This window comes from Pseudomonas cavernae, assembly GCF_003595175.1.
Taxonomy (GTDB): domain Bacteria; phylum Pseudomonadota; class Gammaproteobacteria; order Pseudomonadales; family Pseudomonadaceae; genus Aquipseudomonas; species Aquipseudomonas cavernae.
The window spans coordinates 4141872-4158488 of record NZ_CP032419.1 but is presented as its reverse complement, the minus strand read 5'-3'; the positions used below and the strand labels follow the sequence as shown (position 1 = coordinate 4158488).

Sequence of the window (16617 nt, the reverse complement as noted above, 5' to 3'; positions counted from 1 at the left end):
TCCTTAGCTGGGCTCGGCTACGCGGCCGGTGAAACGCTGTAGGACGCGGTAGATGGCGGTGAGGGCGCGATCCACCAGCGGGGCGCTGCGTTCTGGCGGAACGATCCGGGCCAAGCCTTGTTCCATTTCGTTGGCCAGCAGGGTGAGGGGCTTGATCGCCACACGCTGGCCGCTGTGGTCGACGAACATGTAATTGTGGGTGGTCGGGCTGAACCAGGACAGCTTGAGCATACGGGGCTGATCACCATTGGCGAATTCGAACCAGGTGCCGAACTCGATGCGCGTTAGCTCCTTGGCCAGCAGTTGCGCATGCAGTGACAGGCCGGAGTGCGGCGGGCTGTCGAGCAGCGCGGCATCCTCGCCGAGCATGGCGCCCAGTGGGCTTTCCGGCAGCTGCGCTTCGAGTCTGGCGGCGACTTCGGGTTGTTTGGCCTGCACGGCGTGCTGGCAGGCCACGATGTCCTGCAGCAGGCGGCGGATGCCGTCGTCATGGTAGCCGCCGAGCAGTTCCAGGCCTTTGCGCAGGTTGTCGAGCAACGTCACGCGTAGGCGTTGCAGGTGCTCGCGGTCCTGCTCATCCAGCGGGGTCGCACTCCAGGCCAGTTGTTCGGCTGCTTCGCAGGCACGCCGCCATTCCGCACTGTGCGGGCCAAGGCGCAGATGGATGAACACCAGTACATCGGTCCAGGTCAACTCCAGGAAGTGGCGGATGATGGCCGGCAACTCGCGGCCTTGCAGGGCCTTACCGATGACCTTGACGGCTTGCTGGCGGGCGTCGAGCAGTTTGTCGCGACCCTTGGCCGCCTCCACCGCGCGCCGTTCGCGTAGGTCGACTTTGTGTTTGAGGGTGCCGACGTATTCGTTGAACTCCTCGAGAAGGCTGTCGAACAGCGCCAGATCGCCGCTATAACCCTGAATCACCCGTTCGATCACCCAGTGCATCTTCGCCAACAGGCCCCGTTCATCGCCTTCGCTGCCGTACAGCACACCGGCCTGGGCCATGGCATTGAGCAGGCGGCGGGCCGGGTGATGATGCTGGGTAAACAGCGCCTTGTCCTGCAGGGCCACCTTCAGGTAAGGCGTATGCAGGTGCGACAGCGCAGTCTTGCAGATGTCCGGCAGGTTTTCGTCGTCGAGGATGAAGTCGAAGAGCATGCCCACCAGGTCGATGACGTCGGCTTCCTGATCGGACAGTTTCTGCTGGCCTGGCAGGCTGCTGTGCGTTTCCAGTTGGGCTTGCAGGTCGGCCTTGAGTTCTTCCACGGGTTGCGGGTGTTGCAGGCGTTGCGCCAGCTCGTGGGCGGACTTTTCCTGTAAGCGGTTGAGCGCTTCCAGGAGTTCGTTGGCGCTATAGGTGCGCGTCGCCCCGCGGGGGCCGAAACTGGCGATGCTGCGTGTGCCACCCAGCAAAGGCGCGTCGCCCTCATGCTGGCGGTATTCGCTGAGCAGGGCGGCGAGGCCGCTGAACAGGGCGCTGGGGTCGCTGGGCGGTGGAGCGCTCAAATCAAAGGCCGCCGGGGCGCTTGGGGCCGCGCTCGGCGCGGGTGGCGGCCCGGCTGTCGGGCCTGTCGCTGGCGGCGGACTCGTGGTGGGCTGAGCGCCGCCTGCCGGCGCGGCTGTCGTCTGTACTGGCGCCGTCGGGGCAATAGAATCTGTTGTCGGTGTCGGTGTCGGTGTCGGTGTCGGTGTTAGTGTCGGTGTCGGTCGCACGGCGCTGGGCTTGCGTTGCGCGCTGTACTTGAGATTGGGTAGCACATCGGCCTCGATCAGGCGCTGGTTCATCGCTTCGTAGAGGCTGTCGAGGCTCTGCATGACATGGCGGTCGAACAGCATGTAAAGGACGGTTTTGATCCGCAGCGGGAACGGGCAGGGGGCCAGGGCTTCGCGGAAGGCCTGGGCAATGGCCTGGGGGCCGAAGGGGTTTCTGTCTTCGCCGAGCTTCTGGCCATTGTTCAGCACGGCCAGGCGCTGCTCGAGGGCAAACAGCTGCTGGGCACAGCGGGCCTTGACCCGGCTGACCATGTTGGTCACCTGCAGGCTTTCCTCGTAGTCCTCGTTCTGCACCAGAGCCAGGTGTTCGGCATCCACTTCGTCGGGCTGCTCCTGCTCCTTGAGCTTGCCTTCGAGGAAATCGGCGAAGTTCTGGGCGATCTGTTGGTGGTAGCGCCGTTCGATCTGCGGGCGCTGGCGACGGATCTCGCGCATGTTGTCGAAGAACAGCGTCTGGATCTGATTGTTCTCGGCCTTTTCCGCACACTCGAACAGGGTGTCGTCAACCTGGCCGAAGACTCCGGTGAGATGCTCGGCCAACCGATTCATCGCCAGTTTGCGGCAGCTCTGCACCAGTTCGCCGAAGCGCGGCTGAATCGCCCGGCTGGCCAAGGTCGGTGGCGGCTTGGGAATATTCGGCGGGTTGCCCTGATTGTTGTTCATTGACGATCCTGAGCAGGAGCCTGACGGCTGCACGTCCGCTGTGATGACACCAAGCAGAATATAGTCGCCCAGCGCATTGCAGCAAATCCTTGTCTTAAAAGACGTTTAGAGGGTTGACAGGCTCGCCGCGAAACGTAAAATGGCGCGCCTCTGAAGCGCGAATCCACGCAGCAGAGCTTGGAATACGTAGTTCCGCGATAGCTCAGTCGGTAGAGCAAATGACTGTTAATCATTGGGTCCCTGGTTCGAGTCCAGGTCGCGGAGCCAAATTCCAGCCGGGGTATAGCGCAGTCCGGTAGCGCGCCTGCTTTGGGAGCAGGATGTCGGGAGTTCGAATCCCCCTACCCCGACCATTTTTGGGTCGTTAGCTCAGTTGGTAGAGCAGTTGGCTTTTAACCAATTGGTCGTAGGTTCGAATCCTACACGACCCACCATTCAGCAACCCCCTCCAGGCGCAAGCCTCGAGGGGGTTTTGCTATGTCTGCATTTCAGGATTTGCGCTGTTCACCGCGCATGGCTGAGCCCATGCGCGGCGGGCCTGCGCCTCAGTGCAGCTTCAGGCGTGGTTCGGTGCTGCGGCCGATGCGGTCGCTGAGCATCAGCAGCAGGGTGCGGGATACGCCATACAAGGCCATCTGGTGCATGCGGTACAGCGAGATGTAGAACATCCGCGCCAGCCAGCCTTCGAGTTTGACGCTGCCCATCAGGCTGCCCATGAGATTGCCGACGGCGCTGAAGTGCGACAGGGAGATCAGCGAGCCGTAATCCTTATAGTGGTATTCCGGCAGCGCTTGCCCGGCCAGCCGCTGCTTGAAGCTCTTCACCAGCAGCGATGCCTGCTGGTGCGCGGCCTGGGCGCGCGGCGGCACGTTGCGTCCCTCGTTGCCGGGTTGCGGGCAGGCGGCGCAGTCGCCCAGGGCGAAGATGTCGTCGTCGCGAGTGGTTTGCAGGGTCGGGCGTACCACTAGCTGGTTGATGCGGTTGCTTTCCAGACCATCCAGGTCCTGCAGGAAGGACGGGGCGCGAATACCGGCGGCCCAGACCTTGAGGCTGGCCGGAATCACCTGGCCCTGACTGGTATGCAGCTGTTCGGCAGTGACCGTGCTGACTGCCGCATTGGTCAGCACGGTCACGCCGAGCTGTTCCAGGCGCCGATGCACCGGCTGACTGATGCGCTCCGGCAGCGCCGGCAGTACCCGTGGGCCGGCCTCGATCAGGGTGATGCGCATGTTCTCCGGCTGGATGCGATCCAGTCCATAAGCGGCCAGCTCGCGCGCGGCATGATGCAGCTCGGCGGCCAGTTCCACGCCGGTGGCGCCGGCGCCGACGATGGCGACGCTGATCTGTTCGCTGGTCCGGCCCGGCTCGGCATGGGCGCGCAGGTAATGGTTGAGCAGCTGGCGGTGGAAGCGCTCGGCCTGGGCGCGGGTGTCGAGAAATAGGCAATGCTCGGCGGCACCGGGGGTGCCGAAGTCGTTGGTGGTGCTGCCGACTGCCAGCACCAGGCTGTCGTAGTCCAGATTGCGTTCGGGCAGCAGTTCGCCACCATCCTCGTCGCGGGTGGCGGCCAGGCGGATGCGCTTGTGCTGGCGATCCAGCCCAGCCATGCGCCCGAGCTGAAATTCGAAATGATTCCACTTGGCCTGGGCGACGTAGTTGAGTTCGTCTTCCGAGGAGTTCAGCGACCCGGCCGCCACTTCGTGCAGCAGTGGTTTCCAGATATGGGTCAGGTTGGCGTCGACCAGCACGATCTTGGCTAGGCCGCGTTTACCCAGGGCTCTACCCAGGCGGGTGGCAAGCTCCAGGCCGCCGGCGCCGCCGCCGACAATCACAATACGATGGGACATGGCACAGTCTCACAAGGCTTTGGGGAATGCTGTGGACGGCCGAGAAGGCGAGCGCGAGGCAGCTCATAGCACTAAACGGCTCAAAAGACGGCTTAGCAGGCCTAATCCGATGACGCTGGCGAGGACGATCGCCAGGAGCAACCAGGGGCGGAACGGCTTGCGTTCGACCTGATGCTGCGGCGCGCTCAGGTAGTGGTCGACTCGGGCTTGGTCTTCGGGGCTGAGGCGGCTGGTCATGGAAACCTCGCTAAGGGCTGTCGGCATTCTAGCCGGCCGTTTCACGGCGCCTCAACGTAGACTTCGTCATCCAGGCGAATAATGCCGCTGCACAGGACCCGGGCGGTGATGCCGCCGTGCCCGCGCACGGCCTGGAACGCGCCATGGCCCAGATGCTGTTCCAGGCGTGCGCAAGGCTGGCACCAGCCGGTGGTTTCCAGCACCGCCTGACCGATGCGAAAGCGCCGGCCCTTGAGGCTGAACAGGTTGATACCGCTGATGGCGATATTGCGGCGCAGCTCCTGGGGCCGCAGCGGTTGTTCCGCCGCGCGGCCGAGCAGGGCGGCAATCACCGCCAGGTGTTCCCACTGGATCAGCGTTACTTGTCGCGTGTTGCGCGGGCCGGGGCGACTGTGATCGCCGGTCAGGCCGGCGTCGCGGCGGGCTTCGACTGCCTGCAGTTCGAGCATCGGCGCGCGTGCCTGCGGACGCACGCCGAGCCAGCGCACCCGGCCGCGCTGCGGCACATCGGCCAGCAGCTCCTGCAGCGAACTCATAGGCTGATGCCGAGATCGAACAGCACGCTACGGCCCAGGTTGCTGCGCAGGAAATCGGGGGCATCGGTGTGGGCGAACAGCACGCGGGCGAAGGTCGGGCCGACCAGCGACAGCGAGCGCCAACCTTGGCGCAGATACTCGCTGGGCGGTGGAAAGCCGGTGTTGAAATCGGGAATCGCGAGTTTCAGGTTGACGTAGGCGAGCATGTCCAGCTCGCTCAGATCCAGGCCCCGTTCGCGGTAGTTGTGGGCCTTCTTGCGCAGTGTCGGGGCCAGCAGCGCCTGCAGTTCGGCGGCGGAAATCCGTTTCGGGCGTGCCTCGCGGCGGATCAGTTGGCTCAGCGAGAAGGCCCGGCGGCGGCGCTGCAGTTCTTCGCGCCACTCTTCGTTCAGGCGGCGGCCGGCATCGAGGACGAAGAACACCTCGAAGCAGGCGTCGCGGAACAGCACGTCGGGCGGCTCCTGGCCGCTGTTGAACTCTTCGCTGCGATGGCTGACGTTCAGCGCCTGCAGCAGGCGCTGACAAACCCAGCGCTCGCGCTCCCACTTGCGGCCATTGGAGAGCAGCAGATTGGCTTGTTCGGCCTGGTAGGTGAGCAGGCGCAGGTAGTCCGATTCTTCCATGCCTCCAGCTTAGCCCGCAGCTTTCGCCGGTGCAGGTGGCGATCGTCAGGCGAGCGCTCTATGTCCGCTCTTTGCGCGGTGTAGACTGGCGGCAAAGAGGTTTTGGAATACTGCGATGTCGATCCGTCCCATCGAGCCCGATGACCACGCGGCTCTGCTCGCACTGTGGCGGCGGACGCCGGGGTTGCGTCTGCGTCCCGAGGATGAGTTCGTGCCGTTTTGCGCCTATCTGCAGCGTACCCCGGGGCTGAGCCTGCTCTGCGAGCGGCAGGGGCGGTTGCTGGGCTGTGTGCTGGTGGGGCATGACGGACGGCGTGGCTATCTCCAGCACCTGGTGGTGGATCAGCCCTATCGGGCCCAGGGCGTTGCGCGCGCCCTGTTGCGGCGGGCGCTGGAGCAGTTGGCCGGGCTGGGGGTGCAGAAATCCCACGTCTTCGTTCTGCGTGACACCCCGGAGTCGCTGGCCTTCTGGTCGGCGCAGGCGGCCTGGGAGGCGCGCGGCGACATTCAGGTCTACTCGCACAGCGAGGAATCGCCATGATTGCTGCCGAACTGTTGTCTGCCGCGAGCATGACGATCGGCTGGGGGCTCTATCTGCCGGCGCTGCTCTGGGCGATCTGGCGGGCGCCGTGGCTGGAGTTGTTCAGCGATACCCGTCGGCAGCATCTGCTGCTCGGCGCCGTATTCCTGCTGTTTATGCTGTGGTTGGTGCGCCGGGACTTCGCCTCGGGCCTGTCCTTTCATTTCATCGGCATGACGGCGGTGACCTTGCTGCTCGACTGGCCGCTGGCGCTGCTCGGCGGGCTGGTGGCGCAGTTGGGGCTGGTGGCGATCGGGCGCCAGGACTTCCTCGCCGTGGGCTTGAACGGCCTACTGCTGGTGGGCATCCCGGTGCTGATCGCCGAAACCTGTGCGCAGTGGGTCGAGCGCCGGCAGCCACGCAACCTGTTCGTCTACATCTTCTGCTGCGGGTTCTTTCCGGCGGCGCTGACGGCGTTGGCCTGCCTGCTGGCTGGGCTGGCGGTGCTGGTGGTCGACGGACGCTTTCCGCTGCCGCCCTGGCTGGAGGACTTTGCCGGCTATCTGTGGCTGGTGATGTTTCCCGAGGCCTTTATCAACGGCATGGTGATCAGCGCCTTGGTGGTGTTCCAGCCGGAATGGCTGGAAACCTTCAATCGCACGCGCTATCTGCAAGCGCCCTGGAAGGACGACGAGCCGCCGCGCTGAGTGGCCCTGGTTGGCTTTAGGGCACGGCTTTTGTGGGTTAGCCGCGTAGCGGCGTAACCCACCAGCGCTGCCGCCCTGGACTCCGGTGTTCGGCAGGGTTGGTGGGTTACGCCTTCGGCTAACCCACCCTACGAATCTGAACGGCTCCGCCGTGGGCTCTCAGTGCTCGCGCGGCGGCAGCTGGCCGGAAAACAGTTCGTCTTCCAGCGGGTCGCCGGGAATCGCGTGCTCCTCGGCGGCCCAGGCGCCGAGATCGATCAGCTTGCAGCGCTCCGAGCAGAAGGGCCGGTGTGGGCTCTGCGGGCCAAATTCGACGGGTGCGCCGCAGGTCGGGCATTTGATGATGGGGGACTGGCTCATGCTTGGCCTCCGCGCAAGGTCAGATAGAAACGGTGCAGGCGTTCGACCTCGGTGTGCAGCCAGCCCAAGTCGCGGTCGTTGACCAGCACGTCATCGGCATGGCGCAAGCGCTCCTCGCGTTTGGCCTGGGCGGCGAGGATGGCCTGCACCTGTTCGGCTGAGGTGCGGTCGCGCAGCATGGTGCGTTGCACCTGCAGCTCCTCGGAGGTGTCTACCACCAGTATGCGCTGGGTGATTTGATGTTGGCCGGATTCGATCAGCAGTGGCGACACCAGAATGGCGTAGGGCGAATCGGCGCGGGCCAGATGTTCGCTGATCTCCTGGCGAATCAATGGATGCAGCAAGGCTTCCAGCCAGCGGCGCTCCTCCGGATTCTGGAAAATCCGCGTGCGCAATGCGGCGCGATCCAGTTGGCCGTCCGCCAGTAATACCGCCTCGCCAAAATGCTCGGCAATCTGCGCCAGCGCCGGCCGGCCGGGCTCGACCACCCAGCGCGCGGCGTGGTCGGCATCCACGGCATGCACGCCGAGGTCGATGAAGTGCTGGGCGACCGCGCTTTTGCCGCTGCCGATGCCGCCCGTGAGGCCGAGAATCCAGGGGGTTGGCTGTGTCATCAATTATTTGAAACCGGCGAACTGGAGATAGGTTCCGGTTATTTGATCACCCCAGAGCAAAGCGATCCAGCCGGCAATTGCCAGGTAGGGGCCGAACGGGATGGGCGTGCTGGTTTCGGCATTGCGCAGGCGCAGCATGATCACCCCCAGCACCGCACCGACCAGCGAGGACAGTAGGATGGTCAGCGGCAGGATCTGCCAGCCGCCCCAGGCGCCGAGCATGGCCAGCAACTTGAAGTCGCCATAGCCCATGCCTTCCTTGCCGGTGACCAGCTTGAACAGCCAGTACACCGACCACAGGCTGAGATAGCCGGCGATCGCCCCCCACAAAGCATCCGCCAGGCTGGCGAACAGGCCGAACTGGTTGAGGATCAGGCCCAGCCACAGCAGCGGCAGCACCAGGGCATCGGGCAGCAATTGGTGGTCGGCATCGATCAGGCTCATCGCCAACAGCCCCCAGGTCAGCAGCAGCATGGTGCCGCCCTGCCAGCTGAAACCGAAGTGCCAGGCGACATAGGCCGACAGCAGGCCGCACGCCAGCTCCACCAGGGGGTAGCGCGGGCTGATGGGCGCCTTGCAGGCCGAGCATTTGCCGCGCAGGGCCAGATAGCTCAACAGCGGGATGTTTTCCCACGGCTTGATCTCGTGGCCGCAGGCCGGGCAGTGCGAGTTCGGCAGGATCAGGTTGAAGCGGGCGCCGCTCGATTCGGCAGGCAGGTCGAGCACTTCCCGGGCCTGAGCCTTCCAGTCGCTGAGCATCATCTTCGGAAGGCGGTGGATCACCACGTTGAGGAAGCTACCGACCAGCAGGCCGAGCACCAGGGCGCACAAAACAAAGGCCAGCACATGGCTGGCCAGAAGGTCGAGAACAGGCATTTTTAGATAACGTTGCCGAGTTGGAAGATGGGCAGGTACATGGCAATCACCAGGCCGCCGACCAGCACGCCGAGCACGGACATGATTATGGGCTCCATCAGCGCGGTCAGGCCGTCGACCATGTTATCCACTTCGTCCTCGTAGAATGTCGCTACCTTGCTGAGCATCTCATCCAGCGCACCGGATTCTTCGCCGATGGCGGTCATTTGTATTGCCATGGAGGGAAAGACGCCGGTGGTGCGCATGGAGAAGTTGAGCTGCATGCCGGTCGACACGTCGCTTTTGACTTTGTTGGTGGCGGTGCGGAAAACCACGTTGCCGGTGGCACCGGCCACCGAATCGAGTGCATCGACCAGCGGTACGCCGGCGGCGAAGGTGGTGGAGAGCGTTCGTGCGAAACGGGCTATCGCCGATTTATAGAGGATGTCGCCGACGATGGGCAGTTTGAGCAGGGTGCGGTCTACCCAGTTGCGGAATTTCTCCGAGCGTTTGTGTGCCTCCTTGAACACAAACACCGCGCCAATGATGGCGGCCAAGAAAAGAAACCACCATTCCTGAAGGAATTCGGAAGCGCCCACCACCATAAGGGTAAATGCTGGCAGTTCGGCCCCGAAGCCCTCGAATACCGCCTTGAACTGTGGCACCACTTTGATCAACAGAATGGCAGTAACGATGACGGCCACCACGATCACCGCAATCGGATAGTTCATCGCCTTCTTGATCTTGGCCTTGAGCGCCTCGGTCTTCTCCTTGTAGGTGGCGACGCGATCGAGCAGCGCTTCCAGGGAGCCAGACTGCTCGCCTGCGTCCACCAGGTTGCAGTAGAGATCGTCGAAGTATTCGGGCTTCTTGCGCAAGGAACTGGCGAAGCTGTTGCCTGCGGCCACTTCCTGCTTGAGCTCGTCCACCAGCTTGCGCATGTTGGGGTTGTCGAAACCTTCGCCGATGATGTCGAAACTCTGCAGCAGCGGTACACCGGCCTTCATCATGGTCGCCATCTGCCGGGTGAACAGGGCGATATCCATGGGCTTGATCTTCTTGCCGGCGCCGAACAGCGAGACGGACCTCTTGCGCACCTTGGTCGGGTTGATGCCCTGTTTGCGCAACTGTGCCTTGATCAGGGCGGGATTTTGACCTCTCAGTTCACCCTTGATGCGGGCGCCCTTCTTGTCTGTACCTTCCCAGGTAAACACACTGGTTTTTAATGCTTTTTCAGCCATCTCTGCGCCCTAGCTGGAGAACCTGTCTCTGGGTGTCCTGAGCAGGTAGTTCTCAGTGTTTAGTTGTTATCGGCTTGGTTACCGCATCCTCAGCCCCGTCGGGATGCGTTCATGCAGCAATCAGGGTCGTTAGTCCTTGGTCACGCGGTTGACCTCTTCGAGGCTGGTGATGCCTTGCATGGCTTTCAGCAAACCGGATGCGCGCAAGTCGTTGAAGCCATCCTGGCGCATCTGCGCGGCAATATCGATGGAGTTGCCTTCTTCCATGATAATCCGCTGCAGCGCCGGGGTGTTTTTAACCACTTCATAAATCCCGACTCGGCCCTTGTAGCCACCCTTGCAATTCTCGCAGCCGACCGGGCCATAGAGCTTGAAGCTGCCGATCTTGTCTTCCGGGAAGCCCTCGTGAAGCAGTGCTTCGTGAGGGATCTGGACGGCCTTCTTGCAGTGGCTGCACAGCTTGCGCGCCAGACGCTGGGCGATGATCAGGTTGACCGAGGTGGCGATGTTGAATGACGGCACCCCCATATTGCGCAGGCGGGTCAGGGTCTCCGCGGCGCTGTTGGTGTGCAGGGTCGACATCACCATGTGGCCGGTCTGCGCGGCCTTGATGGCGATTTCCGCGGTTTCCAGGTCGCGGATCTCGCCGACCATGATGATGTCCGGGTCTTGGCGCAGGAAGGCGCGCAGGGCCTGGGAGAAGTCCATGCCCTGCTTGGGGTTGACGTTGACCTGATTGATCCCCTCCAGGTTGATTTCCACCGGGTCTTCGGCGGTGGAGATGTTCACGTCGATCGTGTTGAGAATATTCAGGCCGGTATAAAGCGACACGGTCTTGCCCGAGCCGGTGGGGCCGGTGACCAGGATCATGCCCTGCGGTTGCTTGAGAGCGGCCATGTACAGGTCTTTCTGGTTTTCCTCGTAACCCAGTGCATCGATACCCATCTGCGCGCTGGTGGGGTCGAGGATCCGCATCACGATCTTCTCGCCCCACAGGGTCGGCAGGGTGTTGACGCGGAAGTCGATGGCCTTGGTCTTCGACACCTTCATCTTGATCCGGCCGTCCTGCGGCCTGCGCCGCTCGGAGATGTCCAGCGCCGCCATCACCTTGAGGCGGGCGGAGATGCGCGGTGCCAGCTGGATTGGCGGGCGGGCCACTTCGTGGAGGATTCCGTCGGTGCGAAAGCGGACACGATAGGCCTTCTCGTAGGGCTCGAAGTGCAGGTCGGACGAGCCGCCCTTGATGGCGTCCAGCAGCATCTTGTTGACGAAGCGCACCACCGGAGCGTCGTCTGCGTCCTGACCGGCGACACTGTCTTGCTTGTCATCATCGACCGCTTCGATATCCAGGCCGTCCAGATCGACATCGGCGAGTTCCTCCAGGCCGCTGTTGGCGGTCTCGAAAAATTTCTCGATGGCGTCGCCCAGCTTGTCGTCCTCCACCAGGATGGCTTCGGTGGTCAGCCCGGTGCTGAACTGGATATCGGTGACCGCTTGGTGATTGCTGGGGTCGGACAGGGCGACGAACAGCTTGTTGCCGCGCCGCCAGAGTGGCAGCGCGCGGTGTTGGCGGATCAGCTTCTCACTGACAAGTTCCCTGGGCTGCCCCTCTTTATCAATGCAGTTGAGGTCGACGAAGGCCACGCCGAACTGCTCGGCGGCCAGTTCGGCCAGGGCACGGCTCTTCACCAGCTTGTTCTGCACCAGGTAGGTGACCAGCGGCAGCTTGTTGCGCTGGGCCTGCTGCTGGGCTTGCTGTGCGCTTTTTTCATCCAGCAATTCGGCCAGCACCATCTGCCGGGCCAGGCCTGAGAGAGAGACGCTGTCGTTCATTTGTGTATACGCAAGGAGGAGGATGGCGCTGTTATAGCCCAATGAGGCAGTAAAGCCCAAGCGCTGCAATTTGAGGTGACCAAAAGTGTCAGTTGATGACTTCGTTGAGTGGCTAGCGGTGAGGGGCGAAATGCCGAAGTGTCTGTTGGCTGGGTTGTTGGGTGTTGGCATGGCACCTGCATCGCAGATCGCGGGTCGCCGACCTTAACTACATAGGAGCATTTCCATGAAGTCCCTCAAGAAGCAAAAAGGCTTTACCCTGATCGAGCTGATGATCGTGATCGCGATCATCGGCATTCTGGCCGCTATCGCCATTCCGCAGTTCAATGAATATCGCGCCAAGGCTAACGATACGTCCGCGGTAGCTGATGCTAAGAATGGTATTACCGCAATTATTTCATCGCTGCGCTAATCAGTACTCTGGAGACATAGAAATGAAAAAAATTACTTTGTTGCTTGCAGGTCTGATGGCGTCTGGAGCAGCGTCTGCTGTACAGCTTCCAGCTACTGGGGTTGTTCGTATTGCTGATTGCGCTCTTTTGAACGAGGACGTGTCTATAAGTGTGAGCAGCGGGGTCGCGGCGGGTGTTTCCTGTAATGCTCGTGCAGTTGCAATATCTGCATGCCATACGGCCGGTCGAACGACTCAGCGCTCTGTTCCTGTGTGCGTTAATACTGATGGTAATGCTGCTACTGGTCTTAACGGCAATGAAGACTGCACAACTACTGCCCCAACTGTGACGACAGGGCCAGCTTATGCCTCTGCAACCACTTTGGCGGGCACTGTTACGTCGCAGTATCCGGGTGGCGCAGCTTGCACTGCTGCTCTTGCGGAAGGTCGTGCAACTGCGAACTTGCCTGCAATACCTTGATCTTTGATCTTCTTGCTGATGGGAGAGGTAACTCTCCCTTTTTATTGGTTTTGTAAAAATCAGATTGGAGGCTTGTAGGGTGGGGCGTCGAAGGCGCTTCCGTCGTTTACCGCGCGCCGGCACCAATCCCGATATTCTCCGTTTGCATAAATCAGGCTGTTATTTTTTCTTTTAATGCATTCGGCGCAAAGCCCCACGCTTACGTCGATTTTTATTTTATCCAGACTCTGCCCTGTCAAATATGCCGATCTTTCGCGATTTCCTCAATGCACTGCGTCTGGCACTTAAGGCGAAGTTCGCCTGGATGGCTGCTGGCGTCCTGATTGTTGTAACGCTGGCCACGCTGTTGTCCGCCTATTTCGGCGGTCGCCAGTCGGTCACTGTGGCGCTGGATGTGGGCTTTTCCACCATCCGCCTGCTGGTGCCGCTGCTGATCGTGCTGCTGGTGCAGGAGCTGCTGTCGCGCGAGTTTGACAAGCGCTATTACCTCTGCTCGCTGACCTACCCGCGAGCACGCCGCAACCTGTTGCTCGGCCGTTTCGCCGCGGTGCTGGCACTGGTGCTGGGCCTGTTGCTGGCATTGGGCGTGTTGCAGGTCGGCCTGGTGCAATTTATCGCTGGCATCTACCCGCAGGCCACGCCGGTGGCGCTGGGCCAGCCCTACCTGATCGTCAGCGTCTTCATCGCGCTCGACCTGCTGGTGCTAACCGCGCTGGCGACCCTGCTGGCGGTGGTGGCCTCGACGTCGAGCTTCGTCTTGATCGGCACCTTCGGTTTTATGCTGGTGGCGCGCTCCTACGGCGCCATCGTCGAGTTGCTCGGCCGCGATGCCGGGCTGGTGAGCAACGCCGGGGGCTATCGCGCCAGCCTGGGCGTGCTGGGCTATCTGCTGCCGGATCTCGGTGCGCTGGATGTGCGCATGGTCGCGCTCTACGGCAAGCTGGAGTTTCTCCCCGCCGACTGGCCCTGGTTGCTGCTCTCCAGCCTGGGCTATGCAATCGCCCTGCTGGCGCTGTCGATGTGGGCGCTGCAACGCAAGCGATTCAGCTGATCATGCGCTGCCGACCTCTCTTGCCCCTGTTGCTGGCCCTGCTCGGGTTTGGTGTGTTTTCCGTGGCCTCGCAGTGGCGCGCCCAAGTGCCCGAGCAGGCGGCGCCGGTCATCGAGGGGCGGGTGGTGATCGCCGCGCCTGTGTTGCTGGCGCTGTTCGGTGGTGACCGCTTCCTGGCGGCCAACCTGGAAACCATGCGCCTGGCCGCCACCGGGGTGGACTGGGGGCAGGCGGATACCGGCTACCTGGTCCGTGCCCAGCAGGAGGTGGCCGAGCTCAATCCCTGCCATGAAGACAACTACTATCTGGCCAACGGTCTGCTCACCTGGGGCGGGGCGGATCGTGAGGGCACTGAGGTGCTGCGCCGGGCCATGCAGTGCCGTTTCTGGGATGAGCTGCCGGCGTTTTTTTATGGCTTCAACCAGGCGTTTTTCAATAAGGATATTGCCGAGGCCAGCCGTGCGCTGGAACTGGCGGCTCAGCGCGCGACCAACAATGCGGCAGGTTTTCGCAAGCTGGCGGTGATGCTGCAGGCGGAAACCTTCAGGGATGAAAAGTTGGCCCTGGATTACTTGATTCAACAGCGCGATGCCGCTAGTGACTCCAAGCTGCGCGGTATGCTCGACAAGCGCGTCGTTCGCCTGCAAGGCTTGGTCGCCCTGCGCGATGCGCAGCGCCGTTACGAGCGGGTCCATGGTGCGCTGACCGATCTGCAGCAGCTGGTGGCCGCTCATGAATTGTCGGCGTTGCCGGAAGACCCGTTGCGCCTCGGCTACGAGCTGAGCAAGGGGCGTATCGAATTGAAGAAATTGAAGATTGCCGGGATGGAGAATCAGCCTTGACTGCGGCGCTGGAATTCAAAGGGGTCAGCCAGACGTATCACGTCAAGGGTAAGCACGTGCGCGCCCTGCGCGACGTCAGTTTCAACCTGGTGGAGGGCGAGGTGTTCGGCTTCGTCGGGCCCAACGGTGCCGGCAAGTCCACCACCATCAAGGTGATGCTCGACATCATCAACGATTACCAGGGCGAGGTGCGCCTGTACGGCATCGACGCCCATCGCGCCGAGGCGCGTCGAGATCTGGCCTACGTGCCGGAGGCGCCGGCACTCTACGAGCAGTTCACGCCGCTGGAAATCCTGCGCATGGGTCTGTCCATGTACGGCATCAAACGCAAGGATGCCGACGCTTGGTGCTTGCAGTGGCTGGAGCGTTTCTCGGTGGCGGCTTCGGCCAAGCGGCGTATTCGCGAGCTGTCTAAGGGCACGGTGCAGCGCGTGGCGCTGGCTCATGCCATGGTGGTGCAGCCCAAGCTGCTGGTGCTCGACGAGCCGCTATCCGGCCTCGATCCGGTCGGGCGCAAGGATGTGGTCGATATCCTCAACGAATACAAGCATCAGGGCGGCGCGATCTTCTTCACCTCCCACGTACTGCATGATGTCGAGCGCATCGCCGACCGGTTCGGTTTCATCAACAAGGGTGAACTGCTCACCGTGCGCTCGCCGCGGGAGTTGGTCGCGGAGCGTGCCGACCAGATGAGCGTGCGCTACAGCGCCGACCAGCCCATAGCGGTTGACGCCAAGGCGTTGCGCGTGGGTGAGTACGAGTGCGAGGTGGCCCAGGCCGAGCTGCCGGCTTTTATCGCCCAGCTCAATCAGCTGGGCGGCCATCTGCTGACTATCAAGCCAGCGGTCTCGCTGGAGACCGTATTTTTCAAAATCCTTGAAGGGTCTGCTGGTAAGACTGTCTGAGGGTGAATGCATTGATCTTGCTGGCGGTTCAATAACGGCCTGGCTGGTTATCAAGTAAGCTTCGTTATCGCGATGTATCGCCGGGGCTATCGCGTTAAGCCGTAGGATGGGTTGAGCGCAGCAATACCCATAACGACCTTGCATCGATGGGTTACGCCTGCGGCTAACCATCCTACAAAAACAGCAGTTGCGCGCACGGGATGCTATCGGCGCCAGCCCTCTTACAAGCTCAAGCGCATCGACAGATCCACCGCCTTCACGTCCTTGGTCAGCGCGCCGATCGAGATGTAATCCACCCCGGTCTTGGCGATGGTGTGCAGGGTGCTTTCGTTGATTCCGCCCGAGGCCTCCAGCTTGGCGCGCCCGGCGGTGAGCTGAACCGCGGTACGCATGTCGTCCAGGCTCAGTTCGTCGAGCATGACGATGTCGGCGCCGGCCTCCAGCGCCTCTTTTAGTTCCTCCAGACTTTCCACTTCCACTTCCACCGGTTTGCCGGGGGCGATCTTGTGCGCGGCGGCGATAGCCTGGGCGATGCCGCCGCAGGCGGCGATGTGGTTTTCCTTGATCAGGAAGGCGTCGTAGAGGCCGATGCGGTGATTGTGGCAGCCGCCGCAGGTGACCGCGTATTTCTGCGCCAGGCGCAGGCCGGGCAAGGTCTTGCGGGTGTCGAGCAGCTTGACCTGGGTGTCGATAACCAGGTCGGCGTAGTGGCGGCAGCGGGTGGCGACGGCGGAGAGGGTCTGCAAGAAGTTCAGGGCGCTGCGTTCGCCGCTGAGCAGGGCGCGGGCCGGGCCTTCGAGGTGGAACAGCGGCTGGTTCGCCGCCGCCCGCTCGCCGTCCCGCACCTGCCAGTGCACCGCCACGCGCGGGTCGAGCTGGCGGAATACCGTATCGACCCAGGCGGTGCCGCAGATCACCGCCGCTTCGCGGGTGATGATGGTGGCGTGGGCCAGGCGTTCGGCGGGAATCAGCTGGGCGGTGATGTCGCCGCTGCCAAGGTCTTCGGCCAGCGCGCGGCGGACGTTGGCCTCGATCTCGGCGCTCAGGTTGGCAAGGGTCAGGTTGGGCATGCTGGGCTCCGCTGTGGCATCTGCGCGAGTGAATCGTGCTTGGGTTCGGGGCGATGAGTCTTCGGGTGGCG

Annotated in this window: 17 protein-coding genes and 3 tRNA genes; 9 read left to right on the top strand and 11 right to left on the bottom strand. The window is 62.6% G+C overall.

Annotated elements, in window-relative coordinates; translation table 11 throughout:
• Positions 1-3: 3 nt before the first annotated feature.
• Positions 4-2433, bottom strand: a complete 2430-nt coding sequence (locus D3880_RS18920) for a DUF1631 domain-containing protein (RefSeq protein ID WP_119894963.1) — start codon at positions 2431-2433, stop codon at positions 4-6.
• 191 nt (positions 2434-2624) lie between these two features.
• On the opposite strand from D3880_RS18920, the gene D3880_RS18915 reads away from it, so the two are divergent.
• The 3 genes from D3880_RS18915 (at position 2625) to D3880_RS18905 (ending at position 2867) form a co-directional block, all read left to right on the top strand.
• Positions 2625-2700 (top strand) — tRNA-Asn (locus D3880_RS18915).
• Positions 2701-2709: 9 nt separating this feature from the next.
• Positions 2710-2786, top strand: a tRNA-Pro gene (locus tag D3880_RS18910).
• Between the two features lie 5 nt (positions 2787-2791).
• A tRNA-Lys gene (locus D3880_RS18905) sits at positions 2792-2867 on the top strand.
• A gap of 111 nt (positions 2868-2978) precedes the next feature.
• Here the strand turns inward: D3880_RS18905 and D3880_RS18900 are convergent.
• The 4 genes from D3880_RS18900 to D3880_RS18885 form a co-directional block, all read right to left on the bottom strand.
• Positions 2979-4280 (bottom strand): NAD(P)/FAD-dependent oxidoreductase, encoded by a 1302-nt coding sequence (locus tag D3880_RS18900; RefSeq protein ID WP_119894962.1) that lies wholly within the window; start codon positions 4278-4280, stop codon positions 2979-2981.
• Positions 4281-4343: 63 nt separating this feature from the next.
• Complete coding sequence (locus D3880_RS18895; RefSeq protein ID WP_119895784.1) at positions 4344-4517, bottom strand: DUF3094 family protein; 174 nt, start codon at positions 4515-4517, stop codon at positions 4344-4346.
• A 41-nt stretch (positions 4518-4558) separates the two neighbouring features.
• A complete protein-coding gene (locus tag D3880_RS18890) occupies positions 4559-5053 on the bottom strand; it encodes an MOSC domain-containing protein (RefSeq protein WP_119894961.1) in 495 nt (164 codons plus the stop codon).
• Entirely contained in the window at positions 5050-5676 is a 627-nt protein-coding gene (locus D3880_RS18885) for a DUF1780 domain-containing protein (protein ID WP_119894960.1), read from the bottom strand. The genes D3880_RS18890 and D3880_RS18885 overlap by 4 nt, the downstream gene beginning before the upstream one ends.
• Before the next feature lie 115 nt (positions 5677-5791).
• Here D3880_RS18885 and D3880_RS18880 point away from each other — a divergent pair, with 115 nt between their 5' ends.
• Together D3880_RS18880 and D3880_RS18875 are read left to right on the top strand one after the other, a co-directional pair.
• Positions 5792-6217, top strand: a complete 426-nt coding sequence (locus D3880_RS18880) for a GNAT family N-acetyltransferase (RefSeq protein ID WP_119894959.1) — start codon at positions 5792-5794, stop codon at positions 6215-6217.
• Positions 6214-6903 (top strand): energy-coupling factor ABC transporter permease, encoded by a 690-nt coding sequence (locus D3880_RS18875; RefSeq protein ID WP_119894958.1) that lies wholly within the window; start codon positions 6214-6216, stop codon positions 6901-6903. Before D3880_RS18880 ends, D3880_RS18875 begins: the two co-directional genes overlap by 4 nt.
• 159 nt (positions 6904-7062) lie before the next feature.
• Here the strand turns inward: D3880_RS18875 and yacG are convergent, their stop codons facing one another.
• The 5 genes from yacG to pilB form a co-directional block, all read right to left on the bottom strand.
• Positions 7063-7263 carry a DNA gyrase inhibitor YacG gene (gene yacG, locus D3880_RS18870; RefSeq protein ID WP_119894957.1) on the bottom strand — a complete coding sequence of 67 codons (201 nt, stop codon included), beginning with the start codon at positions 7261-7263 and terminating at the stop codon, positions 7063-7065.
• On the bottom strand, positions 7260-7877 hold the full coding sequence (gene coaE, locus D3880_RS18865; RefSeq protein WP_119894956.1) for a dephospho-CoA kinase: 618 nt from the start codon (positions 7875-7877) through the stop codon (positions 7260-7262). The genes yacG and coaE overlap by 4 nt, the downstream gene beginning before the upstream one ends.
• Before the next feature lie 3 nt (positions 7878-7880).
• On the bottom strand, positions 7881-8753 hold the full coding sequence (locus D3880_RS18860; protein WP_119894955.1) for a prepilin peptidase: 873 nt from the start codon (positions 8751-8753) through the stop codon (positions 7881-7883).
• Positions 8754-8755: 2 nt separating this feature from the next.
• Complete coding sequence (locus D3880_RS18855; protein ID WP_119894954.1) at positions 8756-9973, bottom strand: type II secretion system F family protein; 1218 nt, start codon at positions 9971-9973, stop codon at positions 8756-8758.
• Positions 9974-10102: 129 nt separating this feature from the next.
• On the bottom strand, positions 10103-11806 hold the full coding sequence (gene pilB / locus D3880_RS18850; RefSeq protein WP_119894953.1) for a type IV-A pilus assembly ATPase PilB: 1704 nt from the start codon (positions 11804-11806) through the stop codon (positions 10103-10105).
• Positions 11807-12032: 226 nt separating this feature from the next.
• On the opposite strand from pilB, the gene D3880_RS23220 reads away from it, so the two are divergent.
• From D3880_RS23220 to D3880_RS18830, 4 genes are all read left to right on the top strand, one after another.
• On the top strand, positions 12033-12218 hold the full coding sequence (locus D3880_RS23220) for a prepilin-type N-terminal cleavage/methylation domain-containing protein (RefSeq protein ID WP_119894952.1): 186 nt from the start codon (positions 12033-12035) through the stop codon (positions 12216-12218).
• Positions 12219-12919: 701 nt separating this feature from the next.
• The gene (locus D3880_RS18840) at positions 12920-13729 is read left to right on the top strand and encodes a hypothetical protein (protein WP_238474377.1); all 810 of its coding nucleotides are present in this window, start codon (positions 12920-12922) and stop codon (positions 13727-13729) included.
• A 20-nt stretch (positions 13730-13749) separates the two neighbouring features.
• On the top strand, positions 13750-14571 hold the full coding sequence (locus D3880_RS18835) for a hypothetical protein (RefSeq protein WP_238474376.1): 822 nt from the start codon (positions 13750-13752) through the stop codon (positions 14569-14571).
• Entirely contained in the window at positions 14568-15476 is a 909-nt protein-coding gene (locus D3880_RS18830; RefSeq protein WP_119894950.1) for an ABC transporter ATP-binding protein, read from the top strand. Before D3880_RS18835 ends, D3880_RS18830 begins: the two co-directional genes overlap by 4 nt.
• A gap of 221 nt (positions 15477-15697) precedes the next feature.
• On the opposite strand, the gene nadC is transcribed toward D3880_RS18830, so the two are convergent.
• A complete protein-coding gene (nadC, locus tag D3880_RS18825; protein ID WP_119894949.1) occupies positions 15698-16546 on the bottom strand; it encodes a carboxylating nicotinate-nucleotide diphosphorylase in 849 nt (282 codons plus the stop codon).
• Between the last annotated feature and the right edge of the window lie 71 nt (positions 16547-16617).

Bases quoted from the DNA above. Each gene is read 5' to 3' on its own strand.
- D3880_RS18920 (WP_119894963.1), bottom strand. From the start codon at position 2,433: ATGAACAACAATCAGGGCAACCCGCCGAATATTCCCAAGCCGCCACCG.
- D3880_RS18900 (WP_119894962.1), bottom strand. From the start codon at position 4,280: ATGTCCCATCGTATTGTGATTGTCGGCGGCGGCGCCGGCGGCCTGGAG.
- D3880_RS18895 (WP_119895784.1), bottom strand. From the start codon at position 4,517: ATGACCAGCCGCCTCAGCCCCGAAGACCAAGCCCGAGTCGACCACTAC.
- D3880_RS18890 (WP_119894961.1), bottom strand. From the start codon at position 5,053: ATGAGTTCGCTGCAGGAGCTGCTGGCCGATGTGCCGCAGCGCGGCCGG.
- D3880_RS18885 (WP_119894960.1), bottom strand. From the start codon at position 5,676: ATGGAAGAATCGGACTACCTGCGCCTGCTCACCTACCAGGCCGAACAA.
- D3880_RS18880 (WP_119894959.1), top strand. From the start codon at position 5,792: ATGTCGATCCGTCCCATCGAGCCCGATGACCACGCGGCTCTGCTCGCA.
- D3880_RS18875 (WP_119894958.1), top strand. From the start codon at position 6,214: ATGATTGCTGCCGAACTGTTGTCTGCCGCGAGCATGACGATCGGCTGG.
- yacG (WP_119894957.1), bottom strand. From the start codon at position 7,263: ATGAGCCAGTCCCCCATCATCAAATGCCCGACCTGCGGCGCACCCGTC.
- coaE (WP_119894956.1), bottom strand. From the start codon at position 7,877: ATGACACAGCCAACCCCCTGGATTCTCGGCCTCACGGGCGGCATCGGC.
- D3880_RS18860 (WP_119894955.1), bottom strand. From the start codon at position 8,753: ATGCCTGTTCTCGACCTTCTGGCCAGCCATGTGCTGGCCTTTGTTTTG.
- D3880_RS18855 (WP_119894954.1), bottom strand. From the start codon at position 9,973: ATGGCTGAAAAAGCATTAAAAACCAGTGTGTTTACCTGGGAAGGTACA.
- pilB (WP_119894953.1), bottom strand. From the start codon at position 11,806: ATGAACGACAGCGTCTCTCTCTCAGGCCTGGCCCGGCAGATGGTGCTG.
- D3880_RS23220 (WP_119894952.1), top strand. From the start codon at position 12,033: ATGAAGTCCCTCAAGAAGCAAAAAGGCTTTACCCTGATCGAGCTGATG.
- D3880_RS18840 (WP_238474377.1), top strand. From the start codon at position 12,920: ATGCCGATCTTTCGCGATTTCCTCAATGCACTGCGTCTGGCACTTAAG.
- nadC (WP_119894949.1), bottom strand. From the start codon at position 16,546: ATGCCCAACCTGACCCTTGCCAACCTGAGCGCCGAGATCGAGGCCAAC.